Source organism: Aeromonas sp. 25-AL00135 (genome assembly GCF_054052385.1).
Map to the genome: position 1 here is coordinate 1 of NZ_JBSTYQ010000011.1, position 21,170 is coordinate 21,170.

The 21,170-nt window shown below is 60.3% G+C and carries 20 protein-coding genes and 1 tRNA gene; 14 read left to right on the top strand and 7 right to left on the bottom strand.

Annotated features, from left to right (window positions below):
- Positions 1 to 11: 11 nt before the first annotated feature.
- The 3 genes from ACW5XC_RS11645 (at position 12) to yjjG (ending at position 2,454) form a co-directional block, all read left to right on the top strand.
- Positions 12 to 88, top strand: a tRNA-Met gene (locus ACW5XC_RS11645).
- Between the two features lie 171 nt (positions 89 to 259).
- Positions 260 to 1,750 carry a M17 family metallopeptidase gene (locus ACW5XC_RS11650; RefSeq protein ID WP_042055445.1) on the top strand — a complete coding sequence of 497 codons (1,491 nt, stop codon included), beginning with the start codon at positions 260 to 262 and terminating at the stop codon, positions 1,748 to 1,750.
- Positions 1,751 to 1,773: 23 nt separating this feature from the next.
- The gene (yjjG, locus tag ACW5XC_RS11655; protein ID WP_042055441.1) at positions 1,774 to 2,454 is read left to right on the top strand and encodes a pyrimidine 5'-nucleotidase; all 681 of its coding nucleotides are present in this window, start codon (positions 1,774 to 1,776) and stop codon (positions 2,452 to 2,454) included.
- 116 nt (positions 2,455 to 2,570) lie between these two features.
- On the opposite strand, the gene ACW5XC_RS11660 is transcribed toward yjjG, so the two are convergent.
- The 3 genes from ACW5XC_RS11660 to dusC all read right to left on the bottom strand — a co-directional run bounded on the left by ACW5XC_RS11660 (position 2,571) and on the right by dusC (position 4,861).
- Positions 2,571 to 3,290 (bottom strand): substrate-binding periplasmic protein, encoded by a 720-nt coding sequence (locus ACW5XC_RS11660; protein ID WP_080771411.1) that lies wholly within the window; start codon positions 3,288 to 3,290, stop codon positions 2,571 to 2,573.
- 160 nt (positions 3,291 to 3,450) lie between these two features.
- Positions 3,451 to 3,819: a TraR/DksA family transcriptional regulator gene (locus tag ACW5XC_RS11665; protein WP_019445807.1), complete on the bottom strand. Its 369-nt coding sequence runs from the start codon at positions 3,817 to 3,819 to the stop codon at positions 3,451 to 3,453.
- A gap of 97 nt (positions 3,820 to 3,916) precedes the next feature.
- Positions 3,917 to 4,861, bottom strand: a complete 945-nt coding sequence (gene dusC, locus ACW5XC_RS11670; protein WP_042055437.1) for a tRNA dihydrouridine(16) synthase DusC — start codon at positions 4,859 to 4,861, stop codon at positions 3,917 to 3,919.
- A 123-nt stretch (positions 4,862 to 4,984) separates the two neighbouring features.
- Between dusC and ACW5XC_RS11675 the strand changes: the two genes are divergently transcribed.
- The 5 genes from ACW5XC_RS11675 to nfo all read left to right on the top strand — a co-directional run bounded on the left by ACW5XC_RS11675 (position 4,985) and on the right by nfo (position 10,411).
- Positions 4,985 to 5,362 carry a YbaN family protein gene (locus ACW5XC_RS11675; protein ID WP_042055435.1) on the top strand — a complete coding sequence of 126 codons (378 nt, stop codon included), beginning with the start codon at positions 4,985 to 4,987 and terminating at the stop codon, positions 5,360 to 5,362.
- A 134-nt stretch (positions 5,363 to 5,496) separates the two neighbouring features.
- On the top strand, positions 5,497 to 6,042 hold the full coding sequence (apt, locus tag ACW5XC_RS11680; protein WP_005352403.1) for an adenine phosphoribosyltransferase: 546 nt from the start codon (positions 5,497 to 5,499) through the stop codon (positions 6,040 to 6,042).
- Between the two features lie 172 nt (positions 6,043 to 6,214).
- A complete protein-coding gene (gene dnaX, locus ACW5XC_RS11685) occupies positions 6,215 to 8,806 on the top strand; it encodes a DNA polymerase III subunit gamma/tau (protein ID WP_042055431.1) in 2,592 nt (863 codons plus the stop codon).
- 114 nt (positions 8,807 to 8,920) lie between these two features.
- Positions 8,921 to 9,250, top strand: a complete 330-nt coding sequence (locus tag ACW5XC_RS11690; RefSeq protein WP_005333445.1) for a YbaB/EbfC family nucleoid-associated protein — start codon at positions 8,921 to 8,923, stop codon at positions 9,248 to 9,250.
- A gap of 318 nt (positions 9,251 to 9,568) precedes the next feature.
- Positions 9,569 to 10,411 (top strand): deoxyribonuclease IV, encoded by an 843-nt coding sequence (nfo, locus tag ACW5XC_RS11695; protein WP_042055429.1) that lies wholly within the window; start codon positions 9,569 to 9,571, stop codon positions 10,409 to 10,411.
- A 93-nt stretch (positions 10,412 to 10,504) separates the two neighbouring features.
- Here the strand turns inward: nfo and ACW5XC_RS11700 are convergent, their stop codons facing one another.
- Positions 10,505 to 11,410 carry a LysR substrate-binding domain-containing protein gene (locus ACW5XC_RS11700; protein ID WP_042055426.1) on the bottom strand — a complete coding sequence of 302 codons (906 nt, stop codon included), beginning with the start codon at positions 11,408 to 11,410 and terminating at the stop codon, positions 10,505 to 10,507.
- A 102-nt stretch (positions 11,411 to 11,512) separates the two neighbouring features.
- On the opposite strand from ACW5XC_RS11700, the gene ACW5XC_RS11705 reads away from it, so the two are divergent.
- The 4 genes from ACW5XC_RS11705 to ACW5XC_RS11720 all read left to right on the top strand — a co-directional run bounded on the left by ACW5XC_RS11705 (position 11,513) and on the right by ACW5XC_RS11720 (position 15,955).
- Positions 11,513 to 12,505, top strand: coding sequence for a TDT family transporter (locus tag ACW5XC_RS11705; RefSeq protein WP_042055422.1), 993 nt, complete (start codon positions 11,513 to 11,515; stop codon positions 12,503 to 12,505).
- Positions 12,506 to 12,763: 258 nt separating this feature from the next.
- Positions 12,764 to 13,753 carry a lauroyl-Kdo(2)-lipid IV(A) myristoyltransferase gene (gene lpxM / locus ACW5XC_RS11710; protein ID WP_042055448.1) on the top strand — a complete coding sequence of 330 codons (990 nt, stop codon included), beginning with the start codon at positions 12,764 to 12,766 and terminating at the stop codon, positions 13,751 to 13,753.
- A 150-nt stretch (positions 13,754 to 13,903) separates the two neighbouring features.
- The gene (locus tag ACW5XC_RS11715; RefSeq protein ID WP_042055420.1) at positions 13,904 to 14,899 is read left to right on the top strand and encodes an LpxL/LpxP family acyltransferase; all 996 of its coding nucleotides are present in this window, start codon (positions 13,904 to 13,906) and stop codon (positions 14,897 to 14,899) included.
- A 195-nt stretch (positions 14,900 to 15,094) separates the two neighbouring features.
- Positions 15,095 to 15,955, top strand: a complete 861-nt coding sequence (locus ACW5XC_RS11720) for a PA4780 family RIO1-like protein kinase (protein WP_019445814.1) — start codon at positions 15,095 to 15,097, stop codon at positions 15,953 to 15,955.
- Positions 15,956 to 16,016: 61 nt separating this feature from the next.
- Here ACW5XC_RS11720 and ACW5XC_RS11725 read toward each other — a convergent pair whose 3' ends face one another.
- Entirely contained in the window at positions 16,017 to 16,541 is a 525-nt protein-coding gene (locus tag ACW5XC_RS11725; RefSeq protein WP_042055417.1) for a GNAT family N-acetyltransferase, read from the bottom strand.
- Positions 16,538 to 17,776: a GGDEF domain-containing protein gene (locus tag ACW5XC_RS11730; protein ID WP_042055415.1), complete on the bottom strand. Its 1,239-nt coding sequence runs from the start codon at positions 17,774 to 17,776 to the stop codon at positions 16,538 to 16,540. The genes ACW5XC_RS11725 and ACW5XC_RS11730 overlap by 4 nt, the downstream gene beginning before the upstream one ends.
- 25 nt (positions 17,777 to 17,801) lie before the next feature.
- On the opposite strand from ACW5XC_RS11730, the gene ACW5XC_RS11735 reads away from it, so the two are divergent.
- Positions 17,802 to 17,930: a hypothetical protein gene (locus ACW5XC_RS11735; RefSeq protein ID WP_265339895.1), complete on the top strand. Its 129-nt coding sequence runs from the start codon at positions 17,802 to 17,804 to the stop codon at positions 17,928 to 17,930.
- Between the two features lie 109 nt (positions 17,931 to 18,039).
- Here the strand turns inward: ACW5XC_RS11735 and ACW5XC_RS11740 are convergent, their stop codons facing one another.
- The gene (locus tag ACW5XC_RS11740; protein WP_042055413.1) at positions 18,040 to 18,534 is read right to left on the bottom strand and encodes a prolyl-tRNA synthetase associated domain-containing protein; all 495 of its coding nucleotides are present in this window, start codon (positions 18,532 to 18,534) and stop codon (positions 18,040 to 18,042) included.
- Positions 18,535 to 18,700: 166 nt separating this feature from the next.
- Here ACW5XC_RS11740 and ACW5XC_RS11745 point away from each other — a divergent pair, with 166 nt between their 5' ends.
- Positions 18,701 to 21,127 carry a DNA polymerase II gene (locus ACW5XC_RS11745; RefSeq protein WP_042055412.1) on the top strand — a complete coding sequence of 809 codons (2,427 nt, stop codon included), beginning with the start codon at positions 18,701 to 18,703 and terminating at the stop codon, positions 21,125 to 21,127.
- Positions 21,128 to 21,170: the final 43 nt, after the last annotated feature.

The window sequence follows — 21,170 nt, forward strand, 5'->3', positions numbered from 1 at the left end:
GACAATTCGGACGCGGGGTGGAGCAGCTCGGTAGCTCGTCGGGCTCATAACCCGAAGGTCGTCGGTTCAAATCCGGCCCCCGCAACCAACTTTCTGAACGTTCCCTTCCTGTATCGCCAATCATTGAACAATCCTTCTTGATGCTCGTCACCATCTGGTGATTGCTGCTATTTCTGACGCTTTTTCAAGACCAAAACTGGTCGTATCAACCATTTGTTGGGTATCATCAGGTATCTCTTCATGGATGAGGCACGCGCCTGTGATCACTCCCTTCACCTATCTTCCTCCTGCTATTGAAAGCCGGGATGCCACGCTGGCCGAAGCCCTTGCCCAAGGGCTGCCGTTGCAACTGCTGCTGATCGCCGAAGAGCAGAAGGAGTCTTTGCTTTCGCTGCCCGCCCTTGCGGGTCTCCAGACCCAGCTTGCGTTGGGGAAAAAAGCGCCCTTTACCCTGATGCATGGCAATACCCTGTTGCAGGTGATGTTTGTGGCCGGCAGTGTGACGCGGGATCACCGCCCCTATAAACAGATCAGAGGCTGGATTGCTCCTCTTTCTGGGCTTAATGTGGAGCGGCTTGGGCTGCATCTGGAAGGTTTTTCTCCCTCCGAGCGAGTGATGCTGGCCGAAGTGATGTTGTCGGCCCTGCTTGCCGCCAATATTTCGTTGCCCACCAGCAAGCGACGCAGTGAAAGCAGCTGGAGCTATCAGCAGATCAAGGTTTCACCCGCAGTGGTGCTGGACTTGGCACGCCTTTACAGCGAAGCGGGGGGCAACGGGCTGGCTCGCCATCTGGCGGTGTTGCCTGCCTCCGAGCTTACGGCCGCCAGCTATCGCGAGTTTGTCAGCAAGCTGGCGCAAGATGAGGGGTGGCAGTGCCATCACTATGATCAGGCACAGCTGGCCGAGCTGGGGGCGGGGGCGTTTCTGGCCGTTGCTCGTGGCTCGGAAGACAATCAGGGGGCAATGGTCAAGCTCAGCTACTATCCACCCAAGCCGGTGCGCCGCATTGCGTTGGTGGGCAAGGGGATCTGCCACGACTCTGGCGGTTACAACCTCAAGGTCTCCGGCAGCATGTATGGCATGCATCTGGACATGGGGGGTAGCGCGGTGGCGCTCGGTACCCTCTACGCCATCAGCCGAGCTCAGCTACCCTACGAGGTACACTGCTGGCTGGCCATTGCCGAGAACCATATCGGCCCTCACGCCTATCGCCCCGGCGAGGTGGTGACTGCCATCAATGGCACCTCCATCGAGGTGGTCGATACCGATGCCGAAGGGCGAATGGTATTGGCCGATACACTGGCGATGGCGGTGCAGGATACCCCGGATCTGCTGCTCGATTACGCGACCCTGACCGGGGCCTGCAAACGGGCGCTGGGTAGCCGCTACAGCGGCGTCTTTACCAATCGCAGCGAATGGATGACATCGCTGGTCAATCTGGGTCAGCGCAGCGGCGAGCGGATCTGGCCCTTCCCGCTTGATGACGATTACGACGACAACATCGAAAGCGAGTGGGCCGATCTGTTGCAGTGTGCGCCGGGCAGTTCGCCGGATCACATCGATGCGGCCCGTTTCCTCGCCCACTTCGTGCCCGAGCAGACCCCCTGGCTGCACTTCGACCTGAGCGGTTTTCGCAACAAGGGGGGCAATGGGGTGGTCTCCAGCGAAGTGACCGGCTTCGGCGTGCGTCTCACGCTGGATCTGCTGGCCAGTCCACTTGGCAGAGTTGGTCGCCAAGCCTCTGAATAATCTGAATGATAACAAGGAGTTCTGTGAAAAAACCAAGTTATGACTGGGTGCTGTTCGATTTGGATGAAACCCTGCTCGATTTTCCGGTCGCCTCTGCGCTGACTCACACCTTGCAGATCTATGGCGTACAGGCTGATGACGCCAGCATGGCGCAGTACCACGCCCTCAACCACGGGCTCTGGCAGCAGTACAACGACGGCGAGATCGATGCAACGGCGTTGCAGCAGACCCGCTTCTCCCTCTTTGCCCAGCAGGTTGCCGCCGATCCCATGGCGATGAACAACACCTTTCTGGAGCAAATCATTGCCCTTAGCATGCCTCTCGAAGGAGTGGTCGAGACCCTGCAGCAGCTGCGCAGCAAGGTGCGGATGGGGATCATCACCAATGGTTTCAGCGTGCCCCAGCGGGGACGGCTCGGCAAACTGGGCTGGAGCGAGTGGTTCGAGCCGCTGGTGATCTCCGACGAGATCCGGGTGACCAAGCCGGCGCCAGCTATTTTCCAGCACACCCTCTCCCTGATGGGGCAGCCGGATCCTGCGCGGGTGCTGATGGTGGGGGATAATCCGAAAACCGATATTGCCGGGGCGGCGGCGCAGGGGCTGGCAACCTGCTGGTACAACCCGGCGCGGCAAGCGGGCGAGTGCGATGCCACCCACGAAATCCACCACTTCGCCCACCTTGCCGACATTGTGCTGGGACGCTGATAGCCAGGTTTAACCATCACGTTATCGGTGACCAAAACGTCCTGGCAAGTTGCAACCAGGGTTGTTTGAGACAGGATTGGGTTTGCTTGAGACAGTAAGGGGAGCTGATGCTCCCCTTACTTATGGGTGTTTTCCTGTGAATGCAGGGATCTGAACTGATAGCGATCGAGGATCTGCTGATAGTCGGGACTCTGTTTCAATTGATCGATAGCCTGATTGATCCGCTGCAGTTGCGCCTCAGTAGTGCTCTCTTTGCTCAGCATCAGGTGAACCGGCGTGACTTCGATACGCAGCAGGGTATGCAGCTGATCCTGCGCTTCATCCTTACCCTGCCACCCCTGCAGTCCGTGGGGATCCAGAATAAACCCCTGGATCCGACCCCCTTGCAGCATTTTCAGCAGCTGATCCAGCCGCAGGCGCATCTGCAGACGGGGCTGCAGCTCGGGCCTTGCCATCAACTGGCGGAAGGTATTGCCGTAATCAAAGCCCTTGAGCACCCCGATATGGAAGTCGGGGGTGTTGATCAACTGCTCCAGGGTGGTGATCCCGCGCCAGCGTTCAGCATCTTGCCGACGGATGATGATGGCCGTCTCCTCTTCCCGATAGGGGTGGCTGAAGCGGGCATATTGCTGCCGCTCGGCGGTGATATTGGCTGACATGGTCAGCTGAACTGTGCCGAATTTCAGCTCGTGCAGCACGCGAGCCCAGGGCATTTCATTGAATTTGGCCTGATAACCGGCCCGAAGGAAGATGGCGTTGAGCAGCTCCACATCCAGTCCGCGGAGCTGTTGCTGTTCATTGCGATAACTGAAGGGCTGCCAGTCGACCCAGCCCACGACCAATGACTCCTGTGCCGTAGCCTGGCAACACAAACACCATAACAACAAGAGTCTGTACACAACGCATACCCTCGAACAGGCTGATACGGTGAGTATTGGACAGGAACGACGGAGTAACCAGTGCTGAGGGTTGAGCGGATGCACAGATGTGCATCCATCACAGTTCGTGGGCGTGGAATCCCTTGCGATAGCGGGCTTCGCAGCGCGGGCAGCGTTGCAGGGTCGGATCCTGTTCCAGCTGTTCGATGGAAAGCGGCTCTTCACAATCGGAGCAGAGGCCATAGAGGCCAAGATCCATCTGGCAGAGTGCCGCATCGATCCGCTTGAGGCGGGCCACGCTCTGCTCTACCTTCGGCAGATCCAGCCGGCTGGTCAGTTCCACCAGTTGATCCTGCTCGCAGTGACCTACCTGCTCGGCCCACTCGTCACGGCGGCAGGCTTTGAGCTGACCGATCAGCGTTTCTCGTACTTGGGCCCAGTCTGACAGCAGGCGATTACGCCAGACAGTCAACTGTGCTTGCGTCATTTCACACACATTATCCCCCACAGGACAGACGACAGATTCGGGGCAGTATAGGGATCCGATAACTCTATCAAGATGATATGCGTCAAGTTAAACGTGGTTAGCCGTGGCTTTTGGCTGCCTGCAACAGGGCATCGCGGATGGGAGCCGTCTCTTTGAGCACCCGGATCTCCTGAAACAGCTGGTGCGCTTCGGGATATTCCCGCTTGAGATAGCTGAACCACTGTTTGATGCGGCTGGGGTAGTAGTCGGCTTTTTCGCTGGCCAGATCCTGCTCGGTATAGCTCACCATCAACTGCAGCACCTCGGCCCAGCTCATGTGCGGGCAGCCGGTTTTCATCACGTTGGCCAGATTGGGCAGGGAGATGGCGCCGCGCCCGACCATCAGGGCATCGCAACCCGAGACCCTGGCGCAGGCGAGGGCATCTTTATGATCCCAAATCTCGCCGTTGGCAGTGACGGGGATGGGCAGGGCGCGGCGAATGGCGTCCACATACTCCCAGTGGGCGGGGGCCTTGTACCCTTCGCGCTTGGTGCGCGCATGAACGGCCAGCTCGTTGGCGCCCCCCTGGAAGACCGCCTGGGCGTTCTCCAGATAGAGATCCTTGTCGTCGTAACCGAGGCGAATTTTGGCGCTCACCGTCAGATGGGCGGGCACTGCGTCACGTACCGCCTTGACGATGCGGTAGATGGTCTCGGGCTCTTTGAGCAGCACCGCACCGCCCTTGCTCTTGTTGACCGTAGGGGCGGGACAGCCGAAGTTGAGATCGACGCCGGGGGAGCCCAGCTCGATGGCGCGCACGGCGTTCTCGGCCAGCCACTCAGGGTGTTGCCCCAGCAGTTGCACCCGCACCGGGGTGCCTGCGCGGGTTTTGCCATCTTGCAGCAGTTCAGGGCAAAGGCGGTAGAACACCTTGGCGGGCAGCAGCTGATCGACGACCCGGATAAACTCGCTCACGCAGAGATCGTAATCATTGACGGAGGTGAGTACCTCCCGCATCAGGTGATCCAGTACCCCCTGCATGGGGGCCAAAATAACGCGCATAACGGCTTTCCGACGAGAGTGGCAAGAAAAAAGAGCGCAGATTGTAGTGGGGTTGCGGCCTGCTGTCAGCACCCGCTCAAACTCTGTTAGGCTAGAGGGAGATAAATCACGCAAGGAGAAGGAATGAAGCGTTGGTGTCTGATGGCGCTCGGGTGGCTGGCATTTGCCACCGGTATTGTGGGCATTGTGCTGCCGCTCTTGCCGACTACCCCCTTCATGTTGCTGGCCGCCGCCCTGTTTGCCCGCTCATCGCCCCGTTTTCATCGCTGGCTGCTGGCCCATCCCTGGTTTGGCCCGCCCATCGTGGATTGGCAACAGTATCGCGGCATTCGTCGTCAGGCCAGACGGCGCGCCATTATCTTCATTTTGCTCACCTTTTCGGTGTCGCTGGCGGTGGTGCCACTGCTGTGGGTCAAGGGGCTGCTGGTTATCATAATGGTGATCCTGCTCACCTGGTTAATGCGTCTGCCAGTGCTGGAGCCAGTTGCAATGGCGAAGTGAAGTCCCTAAGCTATTGCAGCAATAATGCTATGGAGTCGGCCTGTCATTTTTGCGTGACAGGCTTTTTTATTTCCCGCAGAAGGGAATTGAGAAAAAATGGCCACCCCTGGGTCAAAAAAATAAGCGGTCAACACATGAATCCGGAAACCCTGAAATTTATCGAAGCAAGCATCAAGACCATTCCCGACTATCCGAAGCCGGGCATTCTGTTTCGTGACATTACCAGCCTGATCGAGAACGCCGAGGCCTTCAAGGCCACCATCGATCTGCTGGCCAATCATTATCGTGATCAAGGGATCACCAAGATTGTTGGCACCGAAGCTCGCGGCTTCATCTTTGGCGCGCCGGTTGCCTATGCCATGGGGCTGGGCTTCGTGCCGGTCCGCAAGCCGGGCAAGCTGCCGCGCGAAGTGATCGAGGAGTCCTATGCCCTCGAGTACGGCACCGACACCCTGCAACTGCACACCGATGCCATCGTGCCTGGTGACAAGGTGCTGGTCGTGGACGATCTGCTGGCGACCGGTGGTACCGTTGATGCGACCGTCAAGCTGATCCGCCGTGCCGGTGGTGAAGTTGCTGATGCGGCCTTCATCATCTCCCTGCCGTCTCTGGGTGGCGATGCCCGCCTGACTGCCGCTGGCATCAAGGTAGTCTCACTGGTCGAGCTGGCCGGCGAGTAATGCCTCTTCGGCCCGATCCTCTGCATCGGGCCTGCATTGAACCGGTGCCCGTGCGGGCATCGGTTTGAAAATCAAGCGATCCCTCCCGCTCTGACCGATAGCCGATACAGCCAGCCCGCCATTTGTGTTAGCATCCGGCCTCAATGCCCTGTCTTCCCTGCATGATGGATTTATGAGCTATCAGGTTCTGGCGCGTAAATGGCGCCCCCATACGTTTGAACAAGTGGTAGGCCAGCAACATGTGCTGACCGCCTTGACCAACGCCCTGGATCAGGGACGGCTGCATCACGCCTATCTGCTGAGCGGTACCCGCGGGGTCGGCAAGACCACCATCGCCCGTATTCTGGCCAAGAGCCTCAACTGCGAGAAGGGGATCAGCAGCCACCCGTGCGGCGTCTGTGATACCTGCCGCGAGATCGATCAGGGCAACTTTGTCGACCTGCTGGAGATTGACGCGGCGTCGCGAACCAAGGTGGAAGATACCCGCGAGCTGCTCGACAACGTGCAGTACCGTCCGGCCCGCGGCCGCTTCAAGGTCTACCTCATCGATGAAGTGCACATGTTGTCGCGCCACAGCTTCAACGCGCTGCTGAAAACCCTGGAAGAGCCGCCCCCCTATGTGAAGTTTCTGCTGGCCACCACGGATCCGCAGAAGTTGCCCATTACCATTCTCTCGCGCTGCCTGCAGTTTCATCTGAAGAGTCTGGATCAGACCCAGATCGCCAAGCAGCTCGAATGGGTGCTGGATCAGGAAGGGCAGCCCTTCGAGCCACGCGCCCTGCTGGCTTTGGCCAAAGCCGCTGACGGCAGTATGCGCGATGCCCTGAGCTTGACCGATCAGGCGCTGGCCCACGGCAATGGTAGCGTGCGCCTCGACAGCGTGCTGGCGATGCTGGGCACGCTCGATCACCGCCATCTGCACCAGCTGCTGGAAGCCATTTTGCGGCAAGATGCCCCCGCGACCATGGCCAAGATCACCGAGATCGCTACCCTGGGCCCCGATTTTGATCAGCTCCACGCCGAGCTGGAAGGCTTGCTCCATCGCATCGCCATGGCGCAGCTGCTGCCTGCCAGCGTGCAGGAGCAGGGGGCGGATGCCGATGCCCTGCTGCAACTGGCCAAGGCGATGAGCCCGGAAGAGGTGCAGCTCTGCTACCAGATCGTGCTGGGTGGCCGTAAAGATCTGCCCTGGGCTCCCGATGGTCGCACCGCGCTGGAGATGACCTGCCTGCGGATGCTCGCCTTCTCGCCCCGGCGCGATGCCCTGCATCCGGCCAGCCTCACTGCGTTGCCCCCGTCAATGACGAGCAGTGCGGCGAGTAGTGCCACTCCGGTAGCCTCCTTGCCGGGAAAGCACCCGGCCGCTGAATCGGCCGCACTGGCATCGATCAGCGGCGCCGTGCCTGCACCGCTAGCCAGCCCTGTTGCCACCAGTGTCGTGCCCGCGGTTGATGTCTCCCTGCCTGCGATGACGGATGACATCGGCAACCCCGCCGACAGCGAGGAGGAGGCGCAAGCCGCCGAGCTGTTCAGCCAGCAGGATGAGCTGCTGCGCGAGGCTGCGGGCATGGGGTATCAACCCGAGCCCGCGTTGCCACATGCGCAGCCCGATGTGCCAGCGCACTCAGCCGAACAATCTGCTGATGCTGATGATCGAGCGCCTGCCGCAGCCGATATGGACTATTCCCGTGGCGAGCCGCTGACCGCCCCCTTCGAGCCCGCGCTCGAACCGACAACCGCGCCGGTTAGCGCACCTGAAGCCGTGTCTGCGGTATCGAGCATGCAAAGCCTGCTTGGTAAGCGAAACATGTTGCGCAGCCGCCAGCGTGGTCAGGATGCCCCGGCGGCGCCCGCGCCGCGCGCGGTGCCGGTTGCGCCAGCTCGTCCTGTCGCGCCCGCCGCCGCACCGACCGTAGCGCAACAGCCAGCTCCGGTCAGCCAACCGGCCGGGCAGGGGATGCCGGCGATGGGTCACTATGATGATCTGCCGCCAGTGGATCTCTATAACGACGGTTACGAGCCGCAGGGTGACAACGGGGAATACGAAGAGTACCTCAATCAGGGCTTTGCCGAGCAGACTCCGGTGATGAGCCACGCCCCCGTCACGGCTCCGGCCCAGCCAACCGATCTGCCCCCCTGGGATCTCGACGTACAGCCGAGCTATCGACCCGGTGAGCGCAGTGCTGGGGTGCCTGCGGTGACGCCCACCCCAGCGACCCAGCCGCCCGTTGCCATCACGGCAGTGGCTGCTGCCCCTGTGATACAGAGCGAGCCCGCTCAGCCGGTGATGGAGACCATCGACTGGGATGAGCTCGAGAGCGACAGCGAGCCGCAAGAGGGAGAGGCGACTCGCCTTATCCCCTCCTCGCTGCTCAATGGTTGCGGCGACCCTTGGGCCGAGTTGATCGCTCACACTCAGGTGGGAGGGCGGCTGCGCCAGTTGGCCATCAACTCGGTGATGACGCGGGAAGGGGACAAGGTACTGCTAACCCTCAAGCCTGAACAGCGCCATCTGGTGAGCGACAAGGCGCGCGCCGATCTGGCCGAGATCATTGGGCCAGCGCTGGGTCAACCGGTGCAGGTCGAGGTGACGCTTGGTGTGGTGCCTGACCAGGAGACCCCCCTCGAGATCGAACACCGCCTCTATCTCGGGGTGCGCGAGCAGGTGACCCGGGATCTGGAGCAGGATCCCAACGTACAGTTTTTAGTTCAGCGGTTTGGTGCCGTGCTTCATCACGAGAGCATCGAGCCCCTCAACCGCTAAATTCCGTGGCCGGGAGCTTGCTTCCGGTTGAAAAGCAGTTTGGCTGTCCCCATCTAGGACAGACAAGCCCACAGCCCGGCGCTGGATGCCGGATTTCAAGACGAGAGACGACATATGTTTGGTAAAGGTGGAATGGGGAACCTGATGAAACAGGCCCAACAGATGCAAGAGCGTATGCAGAAGGCGCAGGAGCAGCTGGCTCAGATGGAAGTGACCGGTGAAGCCGGTGCTGGCATGGTCAAGGTCACCATGACCGGTAGCCACAGCGTCCGTCGCATCGAGATCGACCCCTCCCTGATGGAAGATGACAAGGAGCTGCTGGAAGATCTGGTTGCCGCCGCTTGCAACGATGCCGTGCGTCGTGTGGAAGAGCAGAACAAGGCCAAGATGGGCGAACTGACCGGTGGCATGCAACTGCCGCCAGGCTTCAAGATGCCCTTCTAAGGCGACTCTCCCCGCGCATTCTTGCTCCCTTGTCGCTGGCCATTCGGGTCACGGCAAGGGGGACGGCCGAGAGACCCAAAGACGCAGCGTTATTGCTCAGGCGATACGCTGCGTTTTTTTATGGGCGCCATGCTGGCGTGGATGGGCTCTAACTATCCCTTCTGGGGAGAGGTTGCTACAGCGCAGGCCGATTGCGCCATGAAACGCAGCCGTCTTGCTAAGGCAGCACTTTTTGTCGATACCCGCTATCGGATATCCCGGTTTGGCGTGGCCGGGCTGGATCGGCATAATGGCGGCTTGCCGTATCGAGGAGATTGTATGAAATATATTGGAGCCCACGTCAGTGCGGCCGGCGGGGTGGAGAATACCATCGCCCGCGCCCAGGCCATCGGGGCCAACGCGTTTGCCCTCTTTACCAAGAATCAACGTCAGTGGCAGGCGGCCCCCTTGTCGGATGCCACCATCCGTGCCTTCAAGGCGGCTTGTGACAAGGCCGGTTTTCTGCCGGAGCAGATCCTGCCCCACGACAGCTATCTCATCAATCTGGGCCACCCGGATCCCGATGGTCTGGCCAAATCCCGCGATGCGTTTCTCGACGAGATGAAGCGCTGCGAGCAGCTGGGGCTTTGCTATCTGAACTTCCACCCCGGTAGCCATCTCAAGCAGATCCCTGAGGCGGCCAGCCTCAAGCTGGTGAGCGAGTCCATCAACTGGGCGCTGGAGCGCAGTGAAGGGGTGACGGCGGTGATCGAGAATACCGCCGGGCAGGGGACCAACCTCGGCTGGTCGTTCGAGCACCTCGCCACCATCATCGAGGGGGTGGAGGACAAGAGCCGGGTCGGGATCTGTTTCGATACTTGCCACGCCTTTGCCGCTGGCTACGATCTGCGCACTGCCGAGAGCTGCGCTGCCGTCTTTGCCGAGTTCGACCGCACGGTGGGTTTTCACTATCTCAAGGGGATGCATATCAACGGCGCCAAGTGCACCTTCGGTAGCCGGGTCGATCGCCACCACAGCTTGCGGGAGGGCAATCTGGGAGAGGCGGTATTCCACCACATCATGAATGATGATCGCTTCGATCGCATTCCGCTGATCCTCGAGACCATCGACGAGTCCATTTGGGGCGAGGAGATCAGCTGGTTGCGCAGTCTGGAAAAGTGATACTCAGAAGCGAATCAAAGAGAGGGAGCCGTGGCTCCCTCTCTGCTTTTTTCCATTGGGGTGCAGGTCTGCCAGCGGCGCTCCGAGCGCGCGTTACTCTGCGCGGCTCACCTCGGCATCCTTCACCTGAGCCCGGCAGAAGTGGATAAAGTGGCGCAGGGAGGTGGAGTGGTACTTCTGCTTGTGCCAGATAAGGGAGAGCTGGCGCGGGAAGCGGCGGGTGAGGGGCAGGGCGATCAGCCGCCCATCTGCCAGGCGATCCGAGGCTGCCAGCCGGGAGATAAAGGAGATACCAAGCCCTTTCTCCACCGCCAGCATCACCGCCTCCAAGGTGTTGAGTTCAAGCCCTGGTTGCCAGCGGGGCAGCTCGGGCTGGATCTGCTGGATAAACTGCTCGCGACTGCCCGATTGTGCTTCACGCAATACCCAGGTCTCGCCCCCCAGTCGGGAGAGGGTGAGCTCCTTCTTGTTGGCAAGCGGGTGACCGGGTGGGGCCACCACCAGCATCTCGTCCTGCAGCCAGGGTTCGGCGAGCAGGTCGGGGTGGTGGTTCTCCCCCTCAATCAACGCCATATCCAGCTCGAAGTTGGCCAGCGCATGGCAGAGCAGGTGAGTGTTGTTGATGGTCACCTTGGGGGGGAGCCCCAGCTCCTGTTTGCTGCTGGCGAGCAGGGTGGGGAGCAGGTAGTTGCCGATGGTCTGGCTGGCACCAAGGCGAAGCTGGCCGCTCGGCTCGGCATCGGGGCTGAACAGGTTCTCGATATCCTGCATCCGGGTCAGCAGCTCTTCGGCGGCCGGTTGCAGCAGGCGCCCCTCGTTGTTGAGCTGCAATCTGGGGTGAATGCGGTCAAACAGCGGGGTAGAGAGCTGGCGCTCCAGCTCCTGCAGCGACTGGGAGACGGCCCCCTTGCTCAGGCATAGCTCGTTGGCGGCAAGGCCAAGATTGCCGTAGCGGGCAATGGTGGCGAACACTTTCAGCTGCTGCAGGGTCAGTTTCATCGTGTTTGGTTTTCCTGAATGATTGATTTAATTCATTTAGATATCGTAAACGATAAGGGACCATTATCCTATCGCCATAGTCATCAATAGAAAGGTGTCATCATGATCGCAAGAACCCGTAAATCACTGGCTGCCGCCCCAACCCCCATGGCGGGTTTGGCGCTGGGCATCGCCAGCCTTGGTTGGTGTTGGGAAAATGCCGGTCACTTCGATGGCCGGATGCAACTGCTGGGCGCTGCCATTGCTGCCGTGCTGCTGGTGATCCTGACCTTCAAGTTTCTGCTTCACCCCCGCCTGCTGTTGCAGGATCTCGCTCACCCCGTAGTCGGCAGTGTGGTACCGACCTATGCCATGGGTACCATGGTGGTCTCCAAAGCGCTCGGTATGATTGCGCCGCAAGCGGGCGAGGCCCTCTGGCTGTTTGCCGTGGCTGTTCACCTGCTGTTCCTGGCCACTTTTATCTGGCATCGCGCCAAAGAGTTTGAAATTCACCACATGGTGCCGAGCTGGTTCGTGCCACCGGTGGGGATCATTGTGGCTGACGTCGCCTTCCCGGGTGGTCAGTTTGCCCCGCTGGCCAACGGTCTGCTCTGGTTCGGGATCATCTGCTACGGCCTGATGCTGCCGCTGATGCTCTATCGCCTGATCTTCAGCCATGAAGTGCCGGATGCCGCCAAACCGACCATCGCCATTCTGGCTGCCCCTGCCAGCCTCTCTCTGGCCGGTTACCTGACCGTCAGCCAGGAGCCGTCACTGCTGCTGGTGGCCGTGCTGTTGGGGATCGCCATCCTGATGACCGGCATCATCTATCTGGCCTTTATCAAACTGCTGCGTCTGCCTTTCTCGCCCGGTTATGCCGCCTTCACCTTCCCGCTGGTGATCGGTGCCACCGCTCTGTTCAAAGTGGCTCATCTGGTGGAAGGGTTTGCGCAAGGGAGTCACTACGTCGAGCAGATCAGCCTGCTGGCCCACTTCGAGCTGGGGGTGGCTACCGTGATCGTCGGGTATGTGGCACTGCGTTACCTGATGTTTTTTCTGCCGCAGCGTAATACCGAAATGAATAACGGCATGGCCCGCCAGGGTGCTCACCGTTAAATCTTGAAGAAGATGTGACATCGGGAAATGGATAAGCAGTGCGCTCCGAGAGCGACGGGATAAACGACCAGTCATACGATGGATGGACAAAGAGCCTCCACCCTGGTTGTGTAACGAGCAAAATGCCCCGCGGTGCGGGGCATTTTTTTATGGTTTTTTGATGTGGCGCTCGTGGCGGGCTATTTGCCATGGATTTAACTGGTATTACCTGTCAGGACGACTACAATGCAGCACCACTTTTTCGCTCGACCCCAATACATGTCGTCCCAAGATCCCGTATTTGACTCCTCTTTTGAAGCCCGTTTTCTGCATCCCCGCTACTGGTTCAGCTGGCTGGCGCTCGGCGTGCTGATGTTGCTCGCCTTTGTGCCGGTGCGATTGCGCGACCGTTTGGCCGAAGCCTTGGCACCGCTGGTGTTTCGTATCTCGAAAAAACAGATCTATATCGCCAGAACCAATCTGGAGATCTGCTTCCCGGACAAGAGCCCGGAAGAGCGGGATACCATTGCACTGACCTCGATCCGGGTCGGCCTCAAGAGTCTGTTGGGATTTGGCGAGTTCACCATGCGCAGTCAGCGTTATTTGATGAGCCGGATGCAGGTGATCGGTTGGGAGCATATCGAGGCGGAGCGGGCTGCCGGTCGTCCGGTGATCCTGGTAGTGCCCCATACTTGGCCGGTGGATGCAGCCGGTTACTGCTTTACCCAGCGCGGGGTGCCCATGTGCACCATGATGAAACGGGCGCGCAATCCGGTGTTTGACTGGCACCTCAACCGGGCACGAGCCAAGAACGGTTGCCGTGTTTATGAGCGCAGCGCTGGGATCAAGGCGGTGATCAGGACCATCAAGAGCGGTCGCAGCTTCTTCTATCTGCCGGATCAGGATCATGGCCGCGAGAAGAGCATCTTCGCCCCCTTCTTTGGCTATCCCAAAGCGACCCTGCCTGCTTTGCCCCGTCTGGTGCAGGTCAGCGGCGCCAAGGCGGTGCCGCTGCTCGCCTGCTATGACGAAGAGAACCACTGCTACCGGCTGGAGATTGAGGCACCGTTCGACAACTATCCCACCGAGGATGTGATGGCCGATACCTGTCGTATGAATGACATGGTGCAACAGCAGCTGATGCGCCATCCGGGTCAATACATGTGGTTCCTCAAGATCTTCGATACCCGTGAAGATCAGGAGGGGCTGGATGGCCTTTACGAGGCGGGGATCCAGCGGATCCGCAAGGGATTGTCGCCCCACGGCTGACCCAGAATTTGCGTTGATTGAAATGGCCCCAGGTGGGCCATTTTTTATGATAACTAGTCTGATCAGTGCCTTGCAGGTCGATGGCCTGTCTCCCCAGGGTAGAAAAAAATGTCAGGATAACTACAATAACCGTTTGTTTTTGATGACTTGATGGCCGCCATGTCTGCGTTAGATCCGGTATTTGATACCTCATTTCATAGCCGCCTGCTGCATCCCAAATGGTGGGGTAGCTGGTGTGCGCTGGGCCTGCTTTCCCTGCTGGCATTTACCCCCGCGAGACTGCGGGATCGCTTTGCCGATCTGGTCTCTCCAACCCTGCTGCGTTTTTCGAAAAAGCAGGCCTATATCGCCGATACCAACCTCAAGATCTGCTTTCCCGAGCTGGATGCCGCTGCACGGCAGGCGCTGCTGCTCAAATCGATCCGGGTCGGGCTCAAGACCTTTATGGGCTTTGGCGAGCTCAGCTGGCGCAGCAAGGCGCGGCTGACCCGTCGCATCAAGGTCACCGGCTGGGAGCATGTGCAAACCGAGCAGGCAGAAGGCCGTCCGGTGATCCTGGTGGTGCCTCACACCTGGGCGGTCGACATGATTGGCCGCTACTTCTCCATGATGGGCATCGAGATGTGCACCATGATGAAGAGCCCGAAAGATCAGGTGTTCGACTGGTACATCAACCGCGAGCGGGCCAAAGGAGGTAAAGTGTACGAGCGCAGCGCCGGCATCAAACCGGCGATCAAGTCGATCCGCGCCGGTGCCAGTTTCTTCTATCTACCGGATCAGGATCACGGCCGCGAGGCGAGCGTGTTTGTTCCCTTCTTTGGCCGCCCCAAGGCAACCCTGCCAGCCTTGCCCAAGCTGGTGAAGCTGACTGGTGCAAGAGCGGTGCCCATCTTCGCAAGCTATGACGAGGATGCGGGACGCTATCTGCTGGAGATCGAGCCGCCGTTTGACCCTTATCCCACCGCCGATCTGCTGGCAGACGTCAATGCCATGAACCGGGTGGTGGAGATGCAGGTGGCCCGCCATCCCGAGCAGTACATGTGGTTTCTCAAGATCTTCGAAACCCTGGAGCATCAGGAGGGGGATGACGGCCTCTATGAAGCGGGGATCCAGCGCATTCGTCAGGGTTTGCCGCCCGAACCTTGAAAATTGGCCCGCTTGCGGGCCATTTTTGTTGGTGCAGGGGCCTTTCGTATTTGGTCTGCTGCTGGTGGTTTTTAAGGCGAACAGGTGGACAAAAACAGCGCAAACAGGGGATAACAGGGTGTCTTATGAAAGGGAGAGGCAGGTGAGCGTGCGCGGAGCTATCTTCGAGAGCGGAAATAGGGTAAAAGGGCGGCCATGAAAATTCCAAATCGAATCCAACCTCTGGTTGATGACGGCCTGGTCGATGAGGTCGTCAGCCGGTTGATGAGCGGCAAAGAGGCCGACGTCTATGTGGTGCGCTGCGGCGACGAGATCCGCTGCGCCAAAGTCTATAAAGAGGCGTCCAAGCGCAGCTTCAAGCAGGCCGTGGTCTATCAGGAGGGGCGCAAGGTGCGTAACAGCCGCAGCGCTCGCGCCATGGAGAAGGGCTCCAAGTACGGCCGCAAACAGCATGAAGAGGTGTGGCAGAACACCGAGGTCGACGCCCTGTTCAAGCTGGCGGCGGCCGGTGTGCGGGTGCCGCAGCCCTATGTCTGCCTCGATGGTGTCCTCTTGATGGAACTTATCACCGATGAGGATGGCAATGTCGCGCCGCGCCTCAACGATGTGGCTCTCACCCCTGAGCAAGCGGTCATCGATCACCACAAGGTGATCCGCTATGTGGTGCGCATGCTCTGCGCCGGTCTTATCCACGGCGATCTCTCCGAGTTCAATGTGCTGGTGGATGAACAGGGCCCTGTCATCATCGACCTGCCCCAGGTGGTGGATGCCGCCGCCAACAACCAGGCCAAGGCGATGCTGGAGCGGGACGTCAACAATATGCGCAACTACTACGGTATGTATGCCCCCGAGCTGCTCAAGACCCGTTATGCCCAGGAAATGTGGGCGCTGTTTGAAGATGGCAAACTCACCCCCGATAGCGAACTGACCGGTCACTTTGAAGAGAGTCGCGCCGCCATCGATCTCGATTCGGTGCTGCAGGAGATTGAGAGCGCCGAGGAGGAGGCCTATGCCCGTCAGGCCCGGATGAAGGCGGAGCAGGAAGACAGCTACTAACGGTCTTGCCACGTTCGCAAAAAGGAGCGCCTTCGGGGCGCTCTTTTTATTACTGCTGCGGCTATGCTCGGCTGGGGCAGGGGGCTAGCTGATACATCTCCAGCCAGTTGCGATCCCCCGGATGGAAGCGCCGCCCCAGCAACACGCCCCCGGCGGCCGTAATGACCTTGCGGGAAGCCAGATTGTCTAGGTCACAGCAGATCAGCACCGGCGCCGCCAGTACCTGTTGTTGCACCCAGCGCAGCAGCACGGTCGCGGTCCCTTCGCCACGGCGAGAGGGGCGAGTTTCGTAACCGATATGACCCAGCCACTGGCGGGTTGCCTCATTGTCACCGTGACGCAGACGCAGGGTGGCGATGATCTCCTCGCCATCGAGGGCAAAATAGGTGGTGGTCGGCAGGTATCCACTGGGCAAGTTGCGCCCTTCGGCGTGATCCAGCAGGCTCTGTAGCCAGCCCTCCGGGTCAAATTGTGCCACCTGATAGAGCGGCTGTCCGTCTTTGGCGCATTCGGTGACATAGCGCCGGTAAGCCGGGGCATCTGCCAGCCTGGCCGGTCGGCACTGCAGAGCGAGCACTGCGCTCATGACAGGAGCGCACAGGGCGGCAGCGGTTGCGGCTCGTTGTGGTGGAGCTCCTGCACGCAGGCCCGTTGCCTTCCAGCCTGTTTGGCGGCGTAAAGGGCCCGATCCGCGCGCAGGTAGGCCGCTTCAAACCCCTCGTCAGGGTGCAGCGAGGTGAGGCCGATGCTGAGGCTGATGGGGCCACCGGCCAGCGCCCGGGTCGCCTCGGCGATCTGCTGTTGCAGGCTGTGGCAGTAGTCGGGCAGGGTCTGCGGGTCCGCCATCAACAGCAGGGCCAGCTCATCGCCGCCAAGCCGACCGGCCATGCCCTCAGAAGGCAGGGTATTGGTGATCACCCGACCCACGGCCCGCAGCATGGCATCACCGGCGGGGTGGCCGTGGCGGTCGTTGATCTGCTTGAAGTTGTCCAGATCGATCAGCAGCAGCTGGCCGGGGCTCCTCACCTCGCGGGCACGCAGGGCCACCTGGCGTTCGAAATAGTGGCGGCTGAACAGGCCAGTCAGCTCGTCCTGATTGGCGCGCCGCTCCAGCTTGCGCTGGGTGGCCAGCAGGGCTTGCTGTTGGCGGGTGTGGACCAAACTCAGCAGCAGATAACTGCGAGCGATGGTAAAGAGCAGGCTGAGCAGGATCACAGGCCCGAGCAGCGGATCGGTGAAGGAGTTGGCCGCCAGCTCCGGCTGCCAGAGGTGTTTGGCGATCCGCAGTAGTTGCAACAGCAGTTGCAGGCCGAGCAGCAGAATGGCAAAGCGCAGCACCCGATAGACGGGGGCCAGCCGCTGGTAGCGCCAGAGCTGCCAGATAAGCAGCGCAATCTGCAGCGAGAGTACGCCGGAGAGCACGATGATCCGGCTGTGCACATCAAAGAGGGGTTGCTGCAGGGCGGTCATGGCAAACAGAACGAAACCGCCGAGGGTAACGGCGGGCAGCAGCCAGCCCAGTTGGTCGGCTTCACGGCGAAAGAAGTGGCGCATCCCCCGTTCATAGAGCAGGGTGGTCGACATCAACAGCAGGTTGGTGCAGAGAATATTGGCAAGGGATGCATTTCCCTCAAGAGGGCGCAGCAGCAGGCAGCAAAAAGCCCCCGCGATAACCAGTTCCCCCGCTGACCAGTAGATCAATGCCCTGATCTGGCGATGGGTGTGCCACATGGCGGCGAAAATGGTGGCGACCCCCACATGTGACAGCGTGACGAATAGTACCAGACTCAACAACTGGGCTGAGGAAAACAGACTTGGCATCAAGGGGCTCTCTGGGAAGTCACCTGTGAACGAACAGGCGATGGGGTATCGCCCGCTGGCAGTGGCCGATCACAACATGAATCCAGCCTATTATCAATTGGTTAAATGGCCGAATGTGCTCACCTCCGACTTCTTGCACGATGGCAACTACTGACTCGATTTATCAGCGCACAAGAAGCCATTTTATTGTCTTGTCAGTCAATTTCGCTGCGTGAAAGGTGGTTGTGTTGGCGACAAGGTGAACCCAACCGCCAGACGTTGTGCTAATTGCAGGTTGCAGCAGGCAGCCGCATGACGTTGGCCTCCCGACCGAGGTGGGCCAGCAGACGGCGCACGTCGTCGAGGCGGATGATCAGAGTCGCGGTGTTGACCAGCGGATGGCACTGCACCTGTTCGGCCTGCCAGATGGCCTCGTCCACCACCAGCTCTACCGCTTTTTCCCTGTCGCGCACCATGGCGAGCAGGGTCACCGATCCCGGGGTGAGGCCGAGCACCGCATCGAGCCGCTCGGGGGAACCAAAACTCAGCCGCTTGACGCCAAGGGCGGTTGCCAGCGCCTTGAGATCGACCCGCCTCTCCTCCGGTGTTACCACCAGAAACAGCCGATCGCTTTTCGGGTCGCGCAAAAAGAGGTTCTTGGTCTTGGCGGCGGGCAGGTCGGGCAGCAGCCTGCTCGCTTCCTCACAGGTAAACACCGGGGGATGGTCAACACGCTGGTAGGGGATAGCCAGCTGATCCAGCAGGGAATAGATTGCCACAAAGACTCCTTTCGTCGGCGAAGAGTGGTCAGAACGGGATGGGCGGGAATAACGACCGGATCGAGCTTACCAGTTTGACTCCCGCCTCGCAGCCAGCGTGACGATTGCGAGCAGGCACTGTATGAACGTACAATAGTCCCATTCTCGGACAGCCCCTTTACGCTTCATGACTGCAACCCAGCCCTCCGTACCCGCCACTCCGCCCCTCGACGGTTTTATCCTGACCCGCCACGGTCGGGACGTGCGCGGTCGCAACGGGCTGCCTGCCACCACCGAAATCGTGATGTGGCTCTGGAGCGCGCAGGGGCCGGTGCGGGTGGTGGTGCCGGGGCAGGAGCCGGTGTTCTTTTTGCCACAGAGCCACATGGCAGAAGCCGCCGAGCTGTTCAAGGGGGCCGGGGTGAGCGGGCGGTTTCGCCGCCTGCCGATGCACACCTTCGATGGTCGCCCTGTGGTGGGCTGCTATTTCGCTACCCTGAGCGCCTTTCACCGCGCCATCGAGCTGCTGCTTATTCGCGGTCTGGAGCACTTCGAGGCGGATATCCGGCTGCCGGAGCGCTTCCTGATGGAGCGTTTCATCACCGCTGGCGTGCGCTTCGATGGCCGGGCGGTGAAGAAGGGGGGCAAGCAGGGCTACTGGGAGGTGAACGAGGCACGCTGCGCGCCCCAGGCGGTGACGCCAACCCTCTCCTGGGTGTCACTGGATGTGGAGTGCGCCATGGACGGGGCCCTCTTCTCGGTCGGTCTTTACAGCGAGCAGGACGCGCGGGTCATCATGATCGGCACCCCGGAAGCGGATGCCGAGAGTTGGGGCACCCAAGTCCAGTGGGTAGAGGACGAGAGCGCCCTGCTGAGTGCGCTGGAGAGCTGGTTCAGCCTGCATGACCCCGATCTGGTCATCGGCTGGAACGTGGTCAACTTCGATTTTCGCCTGCTGCTGCGCCGCGCCGAGCTCAACAAGCGGCGGCTGCGGCTGGGTCGTGGCCACGAGCTCTGCTTCTGGCGCTCGTCACGGGGCGATCCCCAAACCGGCAACGTCATTATCCCCGGGCGCATGGTGCTCGACGGCATCGATACCCTCAAAAGCGCCACCTGGCAGTTTGCCAGCTACAGCCTGGATGCGGTGGCGAGCGAACTGCTTGGCCGTGGCAAGGATATCGAGGACGTGGCCAATCGGGGGGAGAAGATCACCGAGCTGTTCCACTCCGACAAGGAGGCGCTCGCCCGCTACAACCTGGAAGATTGCAAGCTGGTGTGGGAGATCTTCGACTACTGCCACCTTATCCCGTTTGCCATCGAGCGAGCCTCCCTCACTGGCCTTGAGCTGGACAGGGTAGGGGGCTCGGTGGCGGCCTTTACCAACCTCTATCTGCCGCGGCTCCATCGTGGCGGCTACGTGGCCCCCAATCTGCCGGCCGACGGTGGGTTGGCAAGCCCCGGCGGTTATGTGATGGACTCCAAACCCGGTCTCTATCGCCATGTGCTGGTGCTCGATTTCAAGAGCCTCTATCCCAGCATCATCCGAACCTTCTGCATCGACCCCATGGGGCTCATCGAAGGGCTGCAGCATCCCGAGCACGCGATTCCCGGCTTTCGCGGCGCCATGTTTTCCCGCGAACGGCACTTCTTGCCGGATCTCATCGCTACCTTGTGGGCGGCACGGGACAGAGCCAAGTCTGCCAGCAACAAGGCACTCTCCCAGGCCATCAAAATCATCATGAACTCTTTCTACGGCGTGCTGGGTTCAGGGGGCTGCCGTTTCTATGATCCGCGCCTAGCCTCGTCCATTACCCTGCGTGGCCACAGCATCATGCAGCAGACCCGCGAGTGGATTGAGGCGAAGGGGTTCGAGGTGATCTATGGCGACACCGACTCCACCTTTGTCCATCTGGGGCGCGAGACCAGCCCCGATGAGGCGGACGAGATCGGCCAGCGACTGGCTCAAATGATCAACGATAACTGGGCTGCACTGATCAGGCGCGAGTTCGACCTGCCGAGTTATCTCGAGATCCAGTACGAGACCCACTATCGCCGCTTTCTGATGCCCACCATCCGCGGGCTGGAGAAGGGCAGCAAGAAGCGCTATGCGGGGCTGGTTGGCAAGGCCAGTGAGGGGAGTGAACAGCTGGTGTTCAAGGGGCTCGAATCGGTGCGCACCGACTGGACCATGCTGGCCAAGCAGTTCCAGACCCGCCTCTATGAGCTGGTGTTTCACGATGAAGATCCCAGCGGCTACGTGCGCACCATGGTGGATGAGACTCGCGCCGGTCGCCACGACGATCTGCTTATCTACCGCAAACGGCTGCGCCAGAAGCTGGAAGAGTACCAGAAGAATGTGCCGCCCCATGTGCGAGCGGCGCGGCTGGCTGATGAGGAGAACCTGCGCCGCGGTCTGCCCCAGCGCTATCAGCATCGGGGCTCTATTGCCTATCTGATGACCCTCAATGGCCCAGAACCGCTGGAGTACCGGCGCAGTGCCATCGATTACGAACACTATATCGACAAGCAGTTGCGGCCCATTGCCGATGCCATCCTGCCCTTTATCGGCGAGTCGTTCGACCGGATCTGCGGTCAGCAGCTGGATCTTTTCTGATTGGTGCAAGATGGCACTTTACTTCCCATAAATACTGTATAAA

What these genes read in the sequence shown, in the direction of transcription:
- ACW5XC_RS11665 (WP_019445807.1), bottom strand. Translation starts at nt 3,819, where the DNA reads ATGACGCAAGCACAGTTGACTGTCTGGCGTAATCGCCTGCTGTCAGAC.
- dusC (WP_042055437.1), bottom strand. Translation starts at nt 4,861, where the DNA reads ATGCGCGTTATTTTGGCCCCCATGCAGGGGGTACTGGATCACCTGATG.
- ACW5XC_RS11675 (WP_042055435.1), top strand. Translation starts at nt 4,985, where the DNA reads ATGAAGCGTTGGTGTCTGATGGCGCTCGGGTGGCTGGCATTTGCCACC.
- apt (WP_005352403.1), top strand. Translation starts at nt 5,497, where the DNA reads ATGAATCCGGAAACCCTGAAATTTATCGAAGCAAGCATCAAGACCATT.
- dnaX (WP_042055431.1), top strand. Translation starts at nt 6,215, where the DNA reads ATGAGCTATCAGGTTCTGGCGCGTAAATGGCGCCCCCATACGTTTGAA.
- ACW5XC_RS11690 (WP_005333445.1), top strand. Translation starts at nt 8,921, where the DNA reads ATGTTTGGTAAAGGTGGAATGGGGAACCTGATGAAACAGGCCCAACAG.
- nfo (WP_042055429.1), top strand. Translation starts at nt 9,569, where the DNA reads ATGAAATATATTGGAGCCCACGTCAGTGCGGCCGGCGGGGTGGAGAAT.
- ACW5XC_RS11700 (WP_042055426.1), bottom strand. Translation starts at nt 11,410, where the DNA reads ATGAAACTGACCCTGCAGCAGCTGAAAGTGTTCGCCACCATTGCCCGC.
- ACW5XC_RS11705 (WP_042055422.1), top strand. Translation starts at nt 11,513, where the DNA reads ATGATCGCAAGAACCCGTAAATCACTGGCTGCCGCCCCAACCCCCATG.
- lpxM (WP_042055448.1), top strand. Translation starts at nt 12,764, where the DNA reads ATGTCGTCCCAAGATCCCGTATTTGACTCCTCTTTTGAAGCCCGTTTT.
- ACW5XC_RS11715 (WP_042055420.1), top strand. Translation starts at nt 13,904, where the DNA reads ATGGCCGCCATGTCTGCGTTAGATCCGGTATTTGATACCTCATTTCAT.
- ACW5XC_RS11720 (WP_019445814.1), top strand. Translation starts at nt 15,095, where the DNA reads ATGAAAATTCCAAATCGAATCCAACCTCTGGTTGATGACGGCCTGGTC.
- ACW5XC_RS11725 (WP_042055417.1), bottom strand. Translation starts at nt 16,541, where the DNA reads ATGAGCGCAGTGCTCGCTCTGCAGTGCCGACCGGCCAGGCTGGCAGAT.
- ACW5XC_RS11730 (WP_042055415.1), bottom strand. Translation starts at nt 17,776, where the DNA reads ATGCCAAGTCTGTTTTCCTCAGCCCAGTTGTTGAGTCTGGTACTATTC.
- ACW5XC_RS11745 (WP_042055412.1), top strand. Translation starts at nt 18,701, where the DNA reads ATGACTGCAACCCAGCCCTCCGTACCCGCCACTCCGCCCCTCGACGGT.